The sequence below is a fragment of the Youhaiella tibetensis genome (assembly GCF_008000755.1).
In the GTDB taxonomy this organism is placed as follows: Bacteria; Pseudomonadota; Alphaproteobacteria; order Rhizobiales; family Devosiaceae; genus Paradevosia; species Paradevosia tibetensis.
The window spans coordinates 1048026-1063306 of record NZ_CP041690.1; the positions used below are offsets into that span (position 1 = coordinate 1048026).

18 protein-coding genes are annotated in these 15281 nt (G+C 65.1%); 9 read left to right on the forward strand and 9 right to left on the reverse strand.

Going from position 1 to position 15281, the window contains the following annotated elements:
- Window positions 1–11: 11 nt before the first annotated feature.
- Together FNA67_RS05110 and FNA67_RS05115 are read right to left on the reverse strand one after the other, a co-directional pair.
- Window positions 12–2258 (reverse strand): xanthine dehydrogenase family protein molybdopterin-binding subunit, encoded by a 2247-nt coding sequence (locus FNA67_RS05110; protein ID WP_147655292.1) that lies wholly within the window; start codon window positions 2256–2258, stop codon window positions 12–14.
- Window positions 2259–2268: 10 nt separating this feature from the next.
- Window positions 2269–2727, reverse strand: coding sequence for a (2Fe-2S)-binding protein (locus FNA67_RS05115; RefSeq protein ID WP_049704201.1), 459 nt, complete (start codon window positions 2725–2727; stop codon window positions 2269–2271).
- Window positions 2728–2947: 220 nt separating this feature from the next.
- Here FNA67_RS05115 and FNA67_RS05120 point away from each other — a divergent pair, with 220 nt between their 5' ends.
- The 6 genes from FNA67_RS05120 to soxA are packed head-to-tail and all read left to right on the forward strand — an operon-like array spanning window position 2948 to window position 6535.
- Window positions 2948–3250, forward strand: a complete 303-nt coding sequence (locus FNA67_RS05120) for a c-type cytochrome (RefSeq protein ID WP_147655293.1) — start codon at window positions 2948–2950, stop codon at window positions 3248–3250.
- The gene (locus FNA67_RS05125) at window positions 3247–4521 is read left to right on the forward strand and encodes an NAD(P)/FAD-dependent oxidoreductase (RefSeq protein ID WP_147655294.1); all 1275 of its coding nucleotides are present in this window, start codon (window positions 3247–3249) and stop codon (window positions 4519–4521) included. The genes FNA67_RS05120 and FNA67_RS05125 overlap by 4 nt, the downstream gene beginning before the upstream one ends.
- A complete protein-coding gene (gene soxX / locus FNA67_RS05130; protein ID WP_210246439.1) occupies window positions 4485–4934 on the forward strand; it encodes a sulfur oxidation c-type cytochrome SoxX in 450 nt (149 codons plus the stop codon). Before FNA67_RS05125 ends, soxX begins: the two co-directional genes overlap by 37 nt.
- 11 nt (window positions 4935–4945) lie before the next feature.
- A complete protein-coding gene (locus FNA67_RS05135) occupies window positions 4946–5422 on the forward strand; it encodes a thiosulfate oxidation carrier protein SoxY (RefSeq protein WP_147655295.1) in 477 nt (158 codons plus the stop codon).
- 10 nt (window positions 5423–5432) lie between these two features.
- Window positions 5433–5753, forward strand: coding sequence for a thiosulfate oxidation carrier complex protein SoxZ (gene soxZ / locus FNA67_RS05140; RefSeq protein ID WP_049704203.1), 321 nt, complete (start codon window positions 5433–5435; stop codon window positions 5751–5753).
- Window positions 5750–6535: a sulfur oxidation c-type cytochrome SoxA gene (soxA, locus tag FNA67_RS05145; protein ID WP_147655296.1), complete on the forward strand. Its 786-nt coding sequence runs from the start codon at window positions 5750–5752 to the stop codon at window positions 6533–6535. Before soxZ ends, soxA begins: the two co-directional genes overlap by 4 nt.
- Here the strand turns inward: soxA and FNA67_RS05150 are convergent.
- The 3 genes from FNA67_RS05150 to moaA are packed head-to-tail and all read right to left on the reverse strand — an operon-like array spanning window position 6532 to window position 9147.
- On the reverse strand, window positions 6532–7107 hold the full coding sequence (locus FNA67_RS05150) for a nucleotidyltransferase family protein (protein WP_147655297.1): 576 nt from the start codon (window positions 7105–7107) through the stop codon (window positions 6532–6534). The two genes, soxA and FNA67_RS05150, sit on opposite strands and share 4 nt — an antisense overlap.
- Complete coding sequence (locus tag FNA67_RS05155; protein WP_147655298.1) at window positions 7107–8108, reverse strand: XdhC family protein; 1002 nt, start codon at window positions 8106–8108, stop codon at window positions 7107–7109. The genes FNA67_RS05150 and FNA67_RS05155 overlap by 1 nt, the downstream gene beginning before the upstream one ends.
- Window position 8109: 1 nt before the next feature.
- The gene (moaA, locus tag FNA67_RS05160; protein WP_049704206.1) at window positions 8110–9147 is read right to left on the reverse strand and encodes a GTP 3',8-cyclase MoaA; all 1038 of its coding nucleotides are present in this window, start codon (window positions 9145–9147) and stop codon (window positions 8110–8112) included.
- 393 nt (window positions 9148–9540) lie between these two features.
- Between moaA and FNA67_RS05165 the strand changes: the two genes are divergently transcribed.
- Window positions 9541–10026: a DUF6101 family protein gene (locus FNA67_RS05165; protein ID WP_049704207.1), complete on the forward strand. Its 486-nt coding sequence runs from the start codon at window positions 9541–9543 to the stop codon at window positions 10024–10026.
- Between the two features lie 75 nt (window positions 10027–10101).
- On the opposite strand, the gene FNA67_RS05170 is transcribed toward FNA67_RS05165, so the two are convergent.
- Together FNA67_RS05170 and ubiA are read right to left on the reverse strand one after the other, a co-directional pair.
- On the reverse strand, window positions 10102–11085 hold the full coding sequence (locus FNA67_RS05170) for an aldo/keto reductase (protein WP_049704208.1): 984 nt from the start codon (window positions 11083–11085) through the stop codon (window positions 10102–10104).
- A 241-nt stretch (window positions 11086–11326) separates the two neighbouring features.
- The gene (ubiA, locus tag FNA67_RS05175; RefSeq protein WP_210246440.1) at window positions 11327–12247 is read right to left on the reverse strand and encodes a 4-hydroxybenzoate octaprenyltransferase; all 921 of its coding nucleotides are present in this window, start codon (window positions 12245–12247) and stop codon (window positions 11327–11329) included.
- A 58-nt stretch (window positions 12248–12305) separates the two neighbouring features.
- Between ubiA and FNA67_RS05180 the strand changes: the two genes are divergently transcribed.
- On the forward strand, window positions 12306–13046 hold the full coding sequence (locus FNA67_RS05180; RefSeq protein ID WP_147655300.1) for a 16S rRNA (uracil(1498)-N(3))-methyltransferase: 741 nt from the start codon (window positions 12306–12308) through the stop codon (window positions 13044–13046).
- Window positions 13047–13106: 60 nt separating this feature from the next.
- A complete protein-coding gene (locus tag FNA67_RS05185) occupies window positions 13107–14492 on the forward strand; it encodes a glutamate--cysteine ligase (RefSeq protein ID WP_049704210.1) in 1386 nt (461 codons plus the stop codon).
- Here FNA67_RS05185 and FNA67_RS05190 read toward each other — a convergent pair.
- Complete coding sequence (locus FNA67_RS05190; RefSeq protein WP_049704211.1) at window positions 14489–14734, reverse strand: PilZ domain-containing protein; 246 nt, start codon at window positions 14732–14734, stop codon at window positions 14489–14491. The genes FNA67_RS05185 and FNA67_RS05190 overlap by 4 nt on opposite strands.
- Before the next feature lie 21 nt (window positions 14735–14755).
- Window positions 14756–15268, reverse strand: coding sequence for an invasion associated locus B family protein (locus FNA67_RS05195; RefSeq protein ID WP_371874361.1), 513 nt, complete (start codon window positions 15266–15268; stop codon window positions 14756–14758).
- Window positions 15269–15281 lie beyond the last annotated feature (13 nt).

Sequence of the window (15281 nt, forward strand, 5' to 3'; positions counted from 1 at the left end):
GCCTTTGTTGCTTAGCTCCAGGTCAGGTCATGGAGCCGGAACGGGGTGGAACGCACCCGCTTGCCGATGGCGGCATAGATGGCGTTGCCCACCGCCGGACCGACGACGCCGGCCGGCGGCTCGCCGATCTCGAAGTAGCGATTGTCGTCCGACAGGCCACCGAAGTGGATGTTGATCTTGGGCATGTCTTCCATGCGCAGCATCGGATACTCGTCGAAGTTGCCTTCCACGATGCGCCCGTCCTCGACGTTGAGGCCTTCCATCATGCTCATGTTGAGCCCGAAGATGGTGCCGCCTTCCAGTTCCACCCGCACGGCATCCTCGTTGAGGATGCGGCCGGTGTCGAAGGCCACATCGAGCTGCAGAACCTTGAGCGTGCCGTCCTGGGCGATATCCACCTTGGCAACGGTCGCCACGGTCGTGCCCGACGGCGTCTTGCCGTCCATGCCCCAGTTGGCGACGGCCACGCCACGGCCCTGACCCTTGGGCAGGGCTTCGCCCCAACCGGACTTGGCCTTGACCTCTTCGAGCACCTTGACCCAGCCCTTGTCGGCGAACTTGCCGTAGAGCCGCAGGCGATAATCGAGCGGGTCCTCGCCCGCCGCTTCGGCGAGTTCGTCCACGAACGTCTCGACGAAGAACGCGTTCGAGTTGTAACCTGGGCCGCGATAGGGGCCGGTCAGGATGTGGAACGGAACCGTCTGCGACTCGATCTGGGCATTGGGCGTCACCGCCGTCAGCGCCGTTTCGGGCATGCCGACTGCGAAGAAGCCCGGGCCGCCGGACATGCGCCCGAGCAGGGCGGTGGGCAGGCCGTCATCACCGAGTGCCGCCTTGAGCTTTGCCGCCATCATTGGACGGTAGCGGCCCTGGCGGGTCATTTCCTCGCGCGACCAGATGAGGTGCACCGGCTTGCCGGGATACTTCTTGGCCACGGCCACGACCATGCGGGCGTCGTCCGAGAACACGCGCCGGCCGAAGCCGCCACCCACGAAGGTCTGGTGGAAGTAGACATTCTCCGGGGCGACGCCGGTTTCGTGCGCTGCAACGTAGAAGGCTTCCTGCGAATGCTGGGACGGGTGCCAGAAATCCACGCGGTCCGGGGTGACGAGTGCAGTGCCGTTGAGCGGCTCGATCGGCGTCTGGTCGCAATAGGGCGTGTGGTAGTTGGCTTCCACGATCTTGCCGGCGTCCTTGAACACCGCCTCGACGTCGCCATTGCTCACTTCCACCTTCTCGCCGGGCTTCTCGACCGCGGCGAGTGCGGCATCGACCATCTGCTGGGTCGACTTCCACTGCGCGCCCGGACCGTCATCCCACTCGATCGGGAGCGCGTCGAGCGCCATGCGGGCCTGCCAATAGTGCTCGGCAATGACGGCCACCGCGTGCTGGGCCGGATTGACGCCGAACGGGAAGGGCGGCTTGAGGTCGGTCGGCACGTTTTCGCCGGGCTCGACCGTGACGACGGCCAGTACGCCCGGCATGTCCTTGACCTTCTCGGCGTCATAGCTCTTGAGCTTGCCGCCCATGACCGGGGACTGCATCATGGCCGCGTAGACCATGTCCGGAACCTTGACGTCCACCCCGTAGATGGCCGAGCCATTGACGATGTGGGGGATCTGAATCTTGGCCGGGGCCTTCTTCTGCAGCCAGGTCCACTCCGAACGATCCTTCGGCTTGGGCTCTTCGGCAAAGCTCACCTTGGAGGCTGCCTCGACCATCTCGCTGAACTTGGCCGATTTGCCGCTCGCATGGGAGAGCACGCCGTCCTTGATGGCGATTTCGGCGGCTGGAACGCCCCAGGCTTCGGCCGCTGCGCCGATGAGGCGGGCGCGGGCGCTGGCGGCAACCTGCAGGTAGGTGTCCATGCGGGCCGGGCCGGTCGAACGGCCACTGAAATAGCCAAGCGCGCCACCGGGCGTCGAATAGACGTTGCCTTCCTTGTAGTCGCGGTTGGTATTGGCGTACTCGACCTTGATGTTGTCCCAGGCCGGATTGAGCTCTTCCATGATGTAGGAAGCGATCTGGGTCAGCGTGCCGTTGCCGATATCGACTGCGGTCGCCCGCACCGTGACGATGTCATCGGCGCCGATGGTGAGCCAGGGCGTGAATTCGGTGGCGCCTGCCGGTGTCGGCACTCCAGCGGGCAAGCCCTCAATCGTGGCTGCCATGGCGTGGGTTCCGATCACCATCGCACCGCCGGCGGCGAACGAGGAGATAAGGAATTTGCGGCGATTGAGGTTGAAGCTCTTGTTCATGGCTGGGTCCTCACGCCTTCATTTCCGCGGCTGCCTTGTGGATGGCAGCGCGCACGCGCGGGTAGGTGCCGCAGCGGCAGATGTTGGAGACGTACTGGTCGATGTCCTCGTCGGTCGGCTCGGGGATGGCCGCGAGCAGCGAAGAGGCAGCCATCAGCATGCCGGCCTGGCAATAGCCGCACTGCGGCACGTTCATCTCGATCCAGGCCTTCTGGAGCGGATGGCTCGAATCGGGGCTGAGCCCTTCGATCGTGGTGATCTCGCTGCCCACCGCAACTTCGAGCGGCACCTGGCACGAACGTGTGGCTTCCCCGTCCAGGTGCACCGTGCAGGCGCCGCACTGGGCAATGCCGCAGCCGAACTTGGTTCCGGTCATCCCCAGATGATCGCGGAGTACCCATAGCAGCGGGGTTTGCGGATCGGCATCGACTTCTGTCGGTTTGCCATTAATCGTCAAAGTGACTGACATAAATATTCCTCCCAAAAAAGGGGCCCTGATCAAGGTAATTTATGCCGCCTAGTTTAGAACCGATCCAGCCTTTGGGCCCTCGGGTTTCCTAATGTGCATGTTTGGTTAGTCTATGCTTCGCGGACTCGGGCCGGAGCGGTATCGTTTGGGAACCGATAGTAGCGCCGCGGTATCCCGACGGGCGGGAGCGCTATCGAACGCGAGGGGAGTTCCTGGGATAATGCAGGTTTTACTGAGGCTTACCGTGCTTCTGGCTGCTCTCGGCGCGGTTCCGGCCATGGCGGCCGGACCCGATGGCGAGGCACTCTCCCAGGCCTGCACGAGCTGCCACGGCGTCGATGGAACGAGCCCAGGCGCCATGCCTGCCCTGGCCGGTCGGCCGAAGGATGAATTGATTTCGCTTATGCTGGCCTTCCGCGAGGAAGGAAGCGAGGCCACGATCATGAACCGCATCGTACGTGGATATACCGACGACGAACTCGCCGCCCTGGCCGCCTACTTCTCGAATGTGGACGTAAAATGAGCAAGCTTTCCCGACGCACTTTCGTGAGCGGTGCGGGCGCTGCGCTCGCGGCCCCATTCGTCCTCCCCCACCTGGCATCGGCGGCCGGAAACCCCAAGGTCGTCGTCATCGGCGGCGGCTTCGGCGGCACATCCCTGGCGCGCTACCTGCGCCGCCACAACCCGGACGTGGCGGTAACGCTCGTCGAGCGCGACAGGACCTTTTCCACCTGCCCCTTCAGCAATGGCGTCATCGGCGGCCTCTGGCAGATGGAGCAGATTACCTTTGGCTATGACGCTGTCGCGGCCGCGGGCGTCGAGGTGATCCACGACACCGCCTCCGCGATCGACGCGACGGCCAAGACCGTGACCCTCGCGGGTGGCGACGTGCTGCCCTACGACTACCTCGTAGTATCTCCCGGCATCCAGTTCGTCTGGGACAGCATCGAGGGCTACGGGCCCGGGGCGGCCGAGATCATGCCGCACGCCTGGCAGGCCGGCCCGCAGACCATGCTCCTGCGCCAGCAGATCGAGGCGATGGACGACGGCGGGCTTGTCATCATCGGCGTGCCCAAGACCCCGTTCCGCTGCCCGCCGGGCCCCTTCGAAAGGGCGTCGCTGATCGCCAACTACCTTCATCAGCACAAGCCGAAATCCAAGGTGGTGATCCTCGACTCCAACGAGAGCTTCGCCAAGCAGCCCCTGTTCGAAGAGGCTTGGGCCAAGCTCTACCCGGGGATGGTCGAATGGGTGCCGGGTTCGCAATCGGGCGTGGTCATGGGGGTGGATACCGCCACCATGACCGTCTCGACCAGCTTCGACGACTTCAATCCGGCGGTCGCCAACATCATCCCGGCGCAGCGGGCCGGCCAGATTGCCATCGATGCGGGGCTCGACGAAGGCAAGGGCTTCTGTCCGATCGACCCGGTCACTTTCCAGTCCACCGTACACAAGGACATCTACGTGCTGGGCGATGCCACCATCGCCGGGGCCATGCCCAAATCCGGCTTCAGTGCCAACAACCAGGCCAAGGTCTGCGGCGCCGCTATCCTGGCCGCGATTGCGGGCAAGGAGGTCGCGCCCTCCAAGCTCATCAATGTCTGCTACAGCTTCGCCACGCCCGACTATGCCTTCGAGATTGCCGACGTCTTCGAGGTCAAGGACGGCAGCCTGGCGCTAAGTTTCGAAGACAATCGCACCACGCCCCTTGAGGCTTCCCAAGACGTCCACAAGCGCGAGGCGGAATACGCCCACTCATGGTACGAGAACATCACCGCCGAAATGTTTGGCTGAGCGCGGCCCTCGCCCTGGCGCTTGCCCTGCCTTCGGCCGGCGCCGCCCAGGATGGGCCTTCGCTTGAAGAACCGCTCACGGCCGAGCCCGGCAACCTGCAGCGGGGCAAGGCCGTGGCGGTCAATTCCGACCTGGGCAACTGCCTGATCTGTCACGCCATCCCCATTCCCGAGGTACCGGACGGCGCGGCGGGAGACATCGGGCCTTCCCTGGGAGGCGTGGGGTCGCGCCTGACCGCAGGCGAGATGCGCCAGCGGATCGTCGATCCCAAGGCACTCGATCCGCAGACGGTGATGCCCGCCTATTACGTTTCCGATGGCCTGGTGCGCGTGCAGACGCAATATGCCGGCAAGACCATACTGACCGCCCAGCAGATCGAGGACCTCGTGGCCTTCCTGCTGACGCTCAAATAGAAAGTGCCGCGATGAAGCGATCCGAGCCAGCCAATCTCCTGACGCGCCGCAGTGTGCTAGCCGGGCTCGGCGCCGGGTTTGTGCTCGTTTCCATGCCGGTGCGCGCCGACGACGCCAGCGTTGCCGAAGCGATCGAGGCTGCCTTCGGAGATGCCCCGCGGACCGACGGGCGCATTGCCATGACGCTGCCGCCGCTGGCCGAAAGCGGCAATACCGTGCCGCTCACGGTGAGCATCGAGAGCCCCATGACCGAGGCGGACTCGGTCAAGCGCGTCATGATCTTCGCCAATCGCAATCCGCGTCCGCTCATCGCCACCATGGCGTTCGGCCCCAAGGCCGCCAAGGCGGAGTTTTCGACCAATATCCGCCTGAGCGGAACGCAGGATGTCATCGCCATCGCCGAAATGACCGACGGCACCATCTACCAGGCCCAGGTGCGCGTGATGGTGACGGTTGGCGCCTGCGACACTCTCAAGATCAGGTTCTAGGGAGAGCGCCATGCCCAATACCCGTATCCGCGTTCCCAAGACCGCCCTCAAGGGAGATGCCGTGGAGATCCGCGCCATCATCCAGCACCCGATGGAGAACGGCTTTCGCCTCAACAGCCAGGGCACGCCCATTCCGGTCGAGATTATCAGCGAATTCGTCTGCACCTATGACGGCGGCGAGGTGTTCCGCGTCACGCTCGAGCCCGGCCTGTCGGCCAATCCGTATTTCTCGTTCTATCTCAAGGCCACCACGAGCGGCCCCGTCGACTTCTGGTGGAAGGACCAGGACGGGACCATCACCGAGGCCAGCGCACATCTCGAGGTGGTATGAAGCTCTCGACCCTGGCACCGGCTTTCGCGGTCACGGCAGTCTTCGCCCTGGCCTTCGTGCTGACCGGCGCCGCCGCGCCGCCGGTGACGCCGAAATCGGGCTATGACTACCTGACGCCCGAAACCCGCCAGCTCCAGGACGACGACTTCGCCAATCCGGGCATGCTGTGGGTGGAGGAGGGTGAACGGCTCTGGAGCGAGCCGGCCGGCACATCAGGACAATCCTGCGCGAGCTGCCACGGAGACGCGGCGACATCCATGCGCACCGTAGCCACCCGCTATCCCGCCTGGTCGCAGTCCGAGGGCAAGGTGATCAACCTTGAGCAACAGATCAACCAGTGCCGGGGGCGGCAGGGCGCCGAGCCCTTGCAATACGAATCCGAACCGCTGCTATCGCTCACGGCCTTCGTGTCGCACCAGGCCAAGGGGCTACCCATGTCGGTGGCCGTTGATGGGCCCGCCGCCCAGAGCTTCGAGCGCGGCAAGGCCTTCTTCTACCAGCGGCGCGGCCAGCTCAACCTTTCCTGCGCCAATTGCCACGAGGATCATGCCGGCGACCACCTGCGCGCCGACGTCATCAGCCAGGGACAGGTCAACGGCTTTCCGATCTACCGGGCCCTTTGGCAGACGATGGGGTCGACCAACCGCATGTTCGCCTGGTGCAACGAAGCGGTGAGGGCCGAGCCCTACGCGGCCGGTTCGCAGGAATATGTCGATCTCGAGCTTTACCTGCGCTGGCGCGGGCAGGGGCTCGCAGTCGAAACGCCTGCCGTCAGGCGCTAGTCGCGCACGAAGTCGAGGGCGGTATCGAAGTCCGCCAACTCCTCGGCGCCGGCATCGACGGCAACCGCACCGGCAAGCAGGCGACCGGCCCCCCTGTCGCCTTCGAGCGAAAGGAGTTCATCGAACCGCGCCCGGGCAAAGGCGGCGGGCGGCATGATCGCCCCTGACGGCGCGCGCGAGCCGACCATGGCCTGATCCCCATCGAGCCGTCCGACCAGTGACTGGAGATGTCCTGCCGATACGTATGGCATGTCGGCGAGGCAGATGAGCGCGGCATCGACCGGCTGCGCCGCGAGTGTTTCGACGCCGACAGAAAGGGAAGAGGAAAGGCCGCGCGCGGTATCGGGGTTGATCGCGACCATGAATCCCAGGTCGGCGAACATTTGGGCCAGTTCCTCGTCGCCGAACCGGCAAACGGCAAGGCGGGACTGAAAGGGCAGGGCGCTCAACGTATCTGCGATATGGCGCGCCAGCGGCTTGCCCTCCAGTTCGGCGTGGAGCTTGCTGGCCGTGCCATAGCGCCGCGACAACCCTGCGGCGAGAACGATGACCCCGGTATCGGCGAGCTGCATCAGCCGTCGAGCCGCATGCGCGCTTCGGCGATTTCGCCGAGCACGGAGATGGCCAGGGTAGAGGCGGTGCGGGTCGGGCCGAAAAGGCCGATCGGTCCGTGGAGCCGCGCGATGCGGGCTTCCTCGACCCCGGCCGACTGCAGCTTGGCAATGCGGCCCGCATGGGTGCGCTGGCTGCCGAGCGCCCCGACATAGAAGGGGTCGTAGCCCAGCGCGCTTTCGAGCAGCCGACTTTCCTTGAAGCGGTCGTGGAGCAGGAAGACCACGGCGGTGAACGGGTCGACCGGAAGGTCGGGGAGCGTCGCTCCTGTGACCAGCGTCACCGGTGTGCCATGTCCCTCCACGATCTCGGAGCCGTTCTGCGAGGACATGAAGGCCGCGACCGGCAGCCCGGACGCGCGCCCGATGCTCGAAAGTGCCACGAGTTCGTGGCCTTCGCCGATGAGCACCAGCCGGGTCAGCGGATGGTACTGGCGCACGAAGTTCTCGCCCTGCCAGGAGCTGCGCTCGGAGACGCCCGATACCGGTACCAGTTCGGAGGCGCCGTCGGCCGGCCGCAAGCGGATGGCGAACGGCTGCCGCTCGGCCAGCCGCGCCTGCGCCTGGTGCACCAGCTCCGCCGACAGGCCCACGTGCACGTGGACGTCGATGCTGCCGCCGCAGGGCAGCTTGATATCGATGAAGGGCGAGCCCGTGCCGAAGCGCAGGATCTCGTCGCCGCCGCTCTCGATGGCGCGCACGGCTTCGGCGGCAACCGCCGCTTCCACGCATCCACCCGAGACGTAGCCGCAATAGCGTCCGTCGGCCAGCACGGCCATTTGCGAGCCGAGCGCGCGGGGGGCACCGCCCGAAATGTCGACGATGGTCAGCAGAGCCCCCGCAATTCCCTCGGCAAGTCCCTCCTGAAGCAGCAGGAAAACCGAGGCAGGATCGTCCGGGTCCAACCCCGTATCGTAGGGGACCAGCGGGACGGTGGACTTGGAAATCTCGTCGAGCGCCATCTCAGCCCCCCGTCACGCTCATATGGCGACTGACCGCAGGCGCGGGGTTTGCGCGGTCGAGCACGAAGTCGTGGCCCTCGGGCTTGAGCAGCATCGCCCGGTCGAGCGCGGCGTCGAGGCCGTCCGGCCCCTCCTCGCGGAGTACCGCCCGCAGATCGACCATGTCCTCCTGGCCCAGGCACATGAAGAGCTGCCCGGTCGCCGTCAGCCGCACGCGATTGCAGCTTTCGCAGAAATTGTGGCTCATCGGGGTGATGAAGCCGACGAGGCCGCCGGTCTCGGCGACGCGTTCATAGCGCGCCGGACCGCCTGTACGATGGGGCGTCTGCTCGAGCGTGAAACGCTCGGCCAGGCGCGCGCGTACCTCCCGCAGGGAGAGGTAGCTCTCGACCCTGTCGATGCCGACTTCGCCCAGAGGCATGCCTTCGATCATGGTCAGGCCATAACCTCGTGCATGCGCCCAGCGCAGCATCGGCTCGATCTCGTCGTCATTGCTGCCGCGCACGGCAACCATGTTGATCTTGATGGCGATGCCCGCTTCGTCCGCGGCCTCGATACCATCGAGAACGTCAGCCAGCCGGCCGCGCCGCGTGATGGCGGCAAACCGCTCGGGGTCGAGCGTATCGAGGGAGACGTTGATGCGCCGGACCCCGGCCGCGGCCAGGCCACGCGCATGGCGCCGCAACTGGCTGCCATTGGTAGTGACGGTGAGTTCTTCGAGCCCGTGCCCGAGATGCCCGCCGATCCTCTCGACCAGCGCCATGATGTCCTTGCGCACCAGCGGCTCCCCGCCCGTCAGGCGGATCTTGCGCACGCCGCGCCTGATGAAGGCGGAGGCGATGGTATCGAGTTCTTCGAAGCTGAGCACCTCCTTGCGCGGCAGGAATTGCATGTCCTCGGACATGCAATAGACGCAGCGGAAGTCGCAGCGATCGGTCACGGATATGCGCAGGTAGGAGATCGTCCGCCCATAGCGATCGACCAGGCCGGCGGCGCCGGTCGGTTCAATTCGGGGCTGGGCAAGAAGCGTTACTGGCATGGGCCCGCAGCGGTGATGAGACTTTGCCAAACATAGGAGATCGCCCCGCCAAAAGCACCGTCACGCTACCCCCGCTATGGCAATCTTGAACTGTGGTATGACCAATGACGGAATGGACGTTCGTCGCAAGCTCAGGCGATGCCATCGCTTTTCGGCAGAATGGGGCCTCGGCCTGCACCGCCCGCACAGCGTTAATTGGCCATTACACCCGGTCATGACCCGCTAACCCTCTTCAAAACAACCTAAACTTAACTGCGTTTCTTAAGCCGGCCGGAAAGGGGGCGCGCTAGATTTGGGCGCATAAACGAGGCGCAAAAAAACAAGCTCTCGAGAGTTTACAGGAAGGTTTTCAAGATGGTTCGTGGCATGGGAAATGATGGGTCATCCGTCGTTATGTTCCGCGGCAGACCGGCAGGCGGTCGCCCTGCGGCTACCCCGTTCGGAGCCGCCAACGACAATGGACCCAAGGACCCGGTAAATACCGTCACCGTGCGCCGCACACTCGAAAAGAGCGGCGTGACCATCAAGATCAAGGTGCCGGTCTCCGAATTCGTCGGCGTCGCCGTCTCCACCCGCATCTCGGACGAAGGCATGCTGACCAGCGCCATCGAGCTGGTGCACGGCGATCCCGACCTCAACTACCAGGTGTTCGAGGAAGAGGGGAACCACAACGTGGTGGCCGAATGGCAGAACTGGGGGCGCAAGCTGCGCCTGCCGCTCTACATCAAGGCCGGCGACGGTTCGCTTCTGCCCTATTCGCAGCAGGTCGACGGCGTGATGCTCGGCAACCAGACCAGCCGTCGCAAGCTGGCCGCCGAAGCCGGCCGCCGCCCGCGCTTCCTCAATCGCCGCAAGCCCGGCGAGCCGGAAGCCAACTAGGAATTCGCGACCTCCAATCGCAAAAAGCTGAGGCCGGTCGGTGGTGCGACCGGCCTCGGCTTTTGTGCGTGCCGTTCAGTGGTTGAGCGACTGCATGCCCGCGGGCGTGTACCGCTCGCCCGCCGCCGCCCCGGCCGGGGCCACCACGTCCAGTTCCGCCAGGTCGGCGGGGCTGAGCTCGATATCGACCGCCGCCGCGTTCTCCTCGAGATACTTGATGCGTCGGGTGCCCGGGATCGCCAGCGCGCCCTGCGCGAAGACCCATGCCAGCGCGAGCTGGGACGGCTTGACGCCCTTGCGCTCGGCGACTTTGCGGATGCGGTTCACCAGGTCCATGTTCCTGTCGAAATTGGCATCGGACCAGCGCGGGTCCGACTTGCGGAAATCGCTGTCCGCCAGCGTATCGACCGAGCTGATGGCTCCGGTCAGCAGGCCGCGTCCGAGCGGCGAATAGGCGACGAAGCCGATGCCCAGTTCGCGCACGGTGTCGAGCACCTCATTTCCTTCCACGCCGCGCTCGAACAGCGAATACTCGGTCTGCAGCGCCGAGAGCGGGTGGGTGGCGTGGGCCTTGCGGATGGTGGCCGCCGACGCTTCCGAGACCCCGATGAAGCGAACCTTGCCGGCCTTCACCAGGTCGCTGAGCGCCCCGACGCTCTCCTCGATCGGCACGTTCGGATCGATGCGGTGCAGATAGTAGAGATCGACATAGTCGGTCTCCAGATGCCTGAGCGACCGGTCGATGGCCTTGCGGATATATTCGGGGCGACCATTGACCGGACGCCGCTCGCCCTCGTCGGTCACTTCCGAGCCGACCTTGGTGGCGATCTTGACCTTGTCGCGCTTGCCCTTGAAGGCCTTGGCGAGCAACTGCTCGTTCTTGAAGGGCCCGTAGATCTCGGCGGTATCGAAGAAATCGATGCCCAGTTCGAGGGCGCGGGCGAGGGTGGCGAGGTTCTCGGCCTCATCGCTCGGCCCGTAGAACGCGCTCATGCCCATGCAGCCCAGTCCCTCCATCGAGACCTTGAGGCCCTGGCTGCCCAAATCGACGTATTTCATGTCTGAAACTCCTTCGCTCGAATTGCTCGAAGACGGCGGTAACTCTCTGGTGATCGCCGCAAAGATTCTCGTCCCGCCGTGCAACTTCTGCCGGACGATCGCGTTTCTTTTGTGCCGGCGTCGATCACGCCCCCGATTCCCCACGCCGGCTACAACGTTAGCTTCCTCCAGAGCAAAACGTTAAGAGGCTGACCCCGTGGTGCGGTCAGCCTCTTCCCGTTTCTGGAGGGTCTTCATGGGGCTACCACGCCCATTCGATCAGCAGCGCCAGCGTCAGCGTGAACCCGACCCAATGGTTGGACGTGAAGCGCAGGTAAGGGTTCTGCGGTTCATCGGCATTCAGCGTCCACACCTGCCAGGCCATCAGCCCGCCCGGAACGAGCGAGGCAAGCACGAACAGCCACCCGCCTCCCGCCGCCAGGGCCGCCAGCACCCAGAGGATATACGCCCCGGCGTAGATGCCGGCGACGATGGGGCGCGTGCGGCTACCGAAGAGACGGGCGGTCGATTTGACTCCGATCAGGGTGTCGTCCTCGATGTCCTGGAGGGCGTAGATCGTATCGTAGCCGATGACCCACAGGATGCACCCGGCGTAGAGCAGGATCGGCGGCCAGCCGAGGCTGTCGATCTGGGCCGTCCAGCCCACGATGGCGCCATAGGAAAAGGCCAGCCCCAGAAAGAACTGCGGCCACCAGGTCACGCGTTTCATGAACGGATAGATTGCCACCAGCACCAGCGAGGCGATGCCGAGCACGATGGTGAGCAGGTTGAACTGGAGAAGGATGACGAGGGCGAGAAGCGACTGGGCGACGAGGAACACCGCGGCCTGGGTACGCGAGGCCGCGCCCGAAGGGATGGGGCGCGAGCGCGTGCGTGCAACCATGGTGTCGATCTTGGCATCGACGATGTCGTTGCCGGTGCAGCCCGCGCCGCGCATCAGCGTGGCGCCGACGAGCATGAGCAGCAGATACCAGAAATTGAAGCCCACGGCCGGGCGCGCCACCGCGGCTAGTGCCAGGGCGAAGGCGCACGGCCAGAACAGCAGCCAGATGCCGATGGGGCGATCCCAGCGCGCCAGCCGGGCGTAAGGCTTGAGCCAATCGGGCGCGAAGGCATCCACCCAGTTACCACGTTGGGCGTCTGCGACCTTGCCGGTTTGCATCCTGACACTCCGATAGGCTAATCCGGGGCGGAACGTACCCCCCATGCGGACCAAGTCAATGCCCCGCACTCATTCATCGCTGCCGCGACTGTTCGTAGAGCCCTCCCTTGCCAGGGGGGAGCCCCTGGCGCTCGACAGGGACCAGTCCAACTATCTCGGCGCCGTGCTGCGCATGCCCACAGGCGGCGAGGTCATAGTCTTCAACGGACGCGACGGCGCCTGGCTGGCGCGCATTGCCAACCCCAACAAGAAGGCCGTGGTTCTCGAGCTCATCGAGCAGGCCGCTCCGCAATCGCCGCCCTCCGACCTCTGGTACGGCTTCGCCCCGCTCAAGTCGGCGCGCCTCGACTATGTCGTGCAGAAGGCCACCGAAATGGGGGCAGGGGCGATCCAGCCGGTCATCACCCGTTTCACCCAGGTGCATCGGATCAATGCCGAAAAGCTCAGGGCCAATGTCATCGAGGCTGCCGAGCAATGCGAAGTTCTCACCGTTCCCGAGGTGATGGCGGATATCGCGCTGGACAAGCTTGTGGCGTCCTGGGATCCGGCCAGGGCGCTGGTCTTCGCGGACGAAGGCCAGGCCTCCGCATCACCCATCGAAGCGCTACGGGCTCTGGCCGGCCGCCCCGTCGGCCTGCTGGTCGGACCGGAAGGCGGCTTTGCGCCCGAGGAGCGTGAAAAGCTCCTCGCGCAAGCCTTTACCGTCCCGATCAGCCTGGGGCCGCGCATCCTGCGCGCCGACACCGCCGCGGTTGCGGCGCTGGCGGTTATCCAAGCAACCATCGGTGATTGGCGATAAAGGGATTGCTTTCGGCTTGCGAGCCGATATGTTCCGCCCACTCCAATCCTAGAGGACTACATGGCCGGCGCTTCTTCTCACTCGCCCCTGATTGAATCGCGCGCTGACTTGATCGAGGCGCTCGAGCGGGGATGTAAGCCCAAGTCCGAATGGCGCGTGGGAACCGAGCACGAAAAGCACGTGTTCCACCGCAACCCGCTGCGCCCCGTGACCTATGAGGGCCCCAACGGGATCCACGAGCTCCTGGCCGGCATCGAGGCGGAAACCGGTTGGCATCCGTTCTACGACCACGACAACCCGATCGGCCTGCGCAATCTCGGCCCCTCGGGCGGCATCTCGCTCGAGCCGGGCGGGCAGTTCGAGCTTTCTGGCGCTCCCATGGAGACGCTGCACGACGCCGCCATCGAAGTGGCCGAGCACCTGGCCGTCAGCCGCAAGATCGGCAGCCGCCTTGGTATCCATTTCCTCGGACTGGGTGTGACCCCGCTCTGGTCGGTGGCCGAAATCCCGGCCATGCCCAAGTCCCGCTACGGCATCATGAAGCCCTATATGGAAAAGGTCGGCACGCTCGGCACTTCCATGATGTTCCGGTCCGCCACCATCCAGGCCAACCTCGATTTCTCCTCGGAAGCCGACATGGTCAAGAAGCTGCGCGTGAGCGTGGCGCTGCAGCCGGTCGCCACGGCGCTCTTTGCCAACTCCCCGTTCGTGGACGGCAAGGAGAGCGGCTATCTCTCGTTCCGCTCCCACATCTGGCTCAATACCGACGCTGCCCGCACGGGCATGCTGCCCTTCGCCTTCGAAGAGGGGATGGGGTTCGAGCGCTACGTCGACTATGCACTCGACGTGCCGATGTATTTCGTCATCCGCAACGGCCAGTACGTGAACGTGGCAGGCGAAAGCTTCCGTACCTTCCTCGAAGGCAACCTGCCGCAGCTTCCAGGCGAAAAGCCCACCGTCAAGGATTGGGAGGATCACCTCTCCACGCTCTTCCCCGAGGTGCGCCTCAAGCAGTTCCTGGAGATGCGCGGAACCGACATGGGCGATGAGGCCGCCATCACGGCGTTGCCTGCGCTCTGGACCGGCATTCTCTACGACGACATCGCGCTCGATGCCGCCTGGGACCTCGTCAAGGACTGGACGGAGTTCGACCGCCAGCACCTGCGCAACGAGGTGCCGCGCCTTGCCCTGCAGACCCCGGTGCCCGGCAACGACCTGCGCTTCGGCACGGTCGGAGACCTGGCTCGCGAAATGGTGGCCATCGCCAGCGCGGGCCTGGCGCGTCGCGACATCAAGAATCCGATGGGCAAGGACGAGAGCATCTACCTGGCCTGCCTCGAAGAGACGCTGCGCCTGGGCAAGACGCCGGCCGAACGCTGGCTCGATCTTTATCGGGGCGAGTGGGGCGGCGACCTGACCCGCATCTTCGACGCAGCCGAAATCTAGGAAACGAAGGCGACCCCGAGTTCGGTCGCCTTGCGCCAGCTCACCCGACAGTCGCGCGTGGTCTTGTCGCTCATCTGCAGGATGAATTCGTCCGGGATGCCCACGACGCTCGTCACGCGCAGATTGGCACCGATCTCGGACAGGTTCCGAACGGTGCAATCGATGGCCGAGCGCCCTTCGTTAAAGACGATCGAGCCACCCTTGAGCGTGCGGTGACGCTGCGCGCGACGGCGTTCTTCCATGGAGCCCCCTTGCGGAAAGCCTTACGGCAGCTTCGCGAACCCGTCGGCGAAGCCCTTGAGCGACACCGGAATGCCGATGCCTTCTTCCGGCGTCTTGAACACGACGAAGATCGCGTTCGTGCCCTTCGAGAGCGTATCGATGAGCGCCGCGTCCATGGCCACTTCGGCCACGCACCCGTTGGGCAGGCAGCGCACGAAGGCGACGCGCCCCATGTCCTTGCCGTCAACGTTGAGCCCGAGCCCGTTGGGCAGCAGCACGCCCAGCGGCGCAAGGACGCGCAGCAGTTGCGCCTGCTTGTCGGCGGTCTTGAGTACGATCACCGAGAGCCCGACATTGGGCTGGTCCTCGGCGGTCACGTTCTGGATGATGGCGCACTGCTCCCCGGTCGCACCGGGCGGCGTGTCGCAGCTCATCTGCCAGTCGCCGTACTGCGCCTTGACCAATCCCTGCGCCTGGCTGGGGAGCACCGGCAGGCAGACCGTGGCCGCAAGGGCGATTGCGGCGGCGACGCTGCGCTTGAATGGATGCTTCACTTGGCTCTTTTCT

Bases quoted from the DNA above. Each gene is read 5' to 3' on its own strand.
- FNA67_RS05150 (WP_147655297.1), bottom strand. From the start codon at position 7,107: ATGCAGCTCGCCGATACCGGGGTCATCGTTCTCGCCGCAGGGTTGTCG.
- FNA67_RS05180 (WP_147655300.1), top strand. From the start codon at position 12,306: ATGCCCCGCACTCATTCATCGCTGCCGCGACTGTTCGTAGAGCCCTCC.
- FNA67_RS05125 (WP_147655294.1), top strand. From the start codon at position 3,247: ATGAGCAAGCTTTCCCGACGCACTTTCGTGAGCGGTGCGGGCGCTGCG.
- FNA67_RS05185 (WP_049704210.1), top strand. From the start codon at position 13,107: ATGGCCGGCGCTTCTTCTCACTCGCCCCTGATTGAATCGCGCGCTGAC.
- soxA (WP_147655296.1), top strand. From the start codon at position 5,750: ATGAAGCTCTCGACCCTGGCACCGGCTTTCGCGGTCACGGCAGTCTTC.
- FNA67_RS05190 (WP_049704211.1), bottom strand. From the start codon at position 14,734: ATGGAAGAACGCCGTCGCGCGCAGCGTCACCGCACGCTCAAGGGTGGC.
- ubiA (WP_210246440.1), bottom strand. From the start codon at position 12,247: ATGCAAACCGGCAAGGTCGCAGACGCCCAACGTGGTAACTGGGTGGAT.
- soxZ (WP_049704203.1), top strand. From the start codon at position 5,433: ATGCCCAATACCCGTATCCGCGTTCCCAAGACCGCCCTCAAGGGAGAT.
- FNA67_RS05155 (WP_147655298.1), bottom strand. From the start codon at position 8,108: ATGGCGCTCGACGAGATTTCCAAGTCCACCGTCCCGCTGGTCCCCTAC.
- FNA67_RS05115 (WP_049704201.1), bottom strand. From the start codon at position 2,727: ATGTCAGTCACTTTGACGATTAATGGCAAACCGACAGAAGTCGATGCC.
- FNA67_RS05120 (WP_147655293.1), top strand. From the start codon at position 2,948: ATGCAGGTTTTACTGAGGCTTACCGTGCTTCTGGCTGCTCTCGGCGCG.
- FNA67_RS05170 (WP_049704208.1), bottom strand. From the start codon at position 11,085: ATGAAATACGTCGATTTGGGCAGCCAGGGCCTCAAGGTCTCGATGGAG.
- FNA67_RS05165 (WP_049704207.1), top strand. From the start codon at position 9,541: ATGTTCCGCGGCAGACCGGCAGGCGGTCGCCCTGCGGCTACCCCGTTC.
- moaA (WP_049704206.1), bottom strand. From the start codon at position 9,147: ATGCCAGTAACGCTTCTTGCCCAGCCCCGAATTGAACCGACCGGCGCC.
- FNA67_RS05110 (WP_147655292.1), bottom strand. From the start codon at position 2,258: ATGAACAAGAGCTTCAACCTCAATCGCCGCAAATTCCTTATCTCCTCG.
- soxX (WP_210246439.1), top strand. From the start codon at position 4,485: ATGGTACGAGAACATCACCGCCGAAATGTTTGGCTGAGCGCGGCCCTC.
- FNA67_RS05135 (WP_147655295.1), top strand. From the start codon at position 4,946: ATGAAGCGATCCGAGCCAGCCAATCTCCTGACGCGCCGCAGTGTGCTA.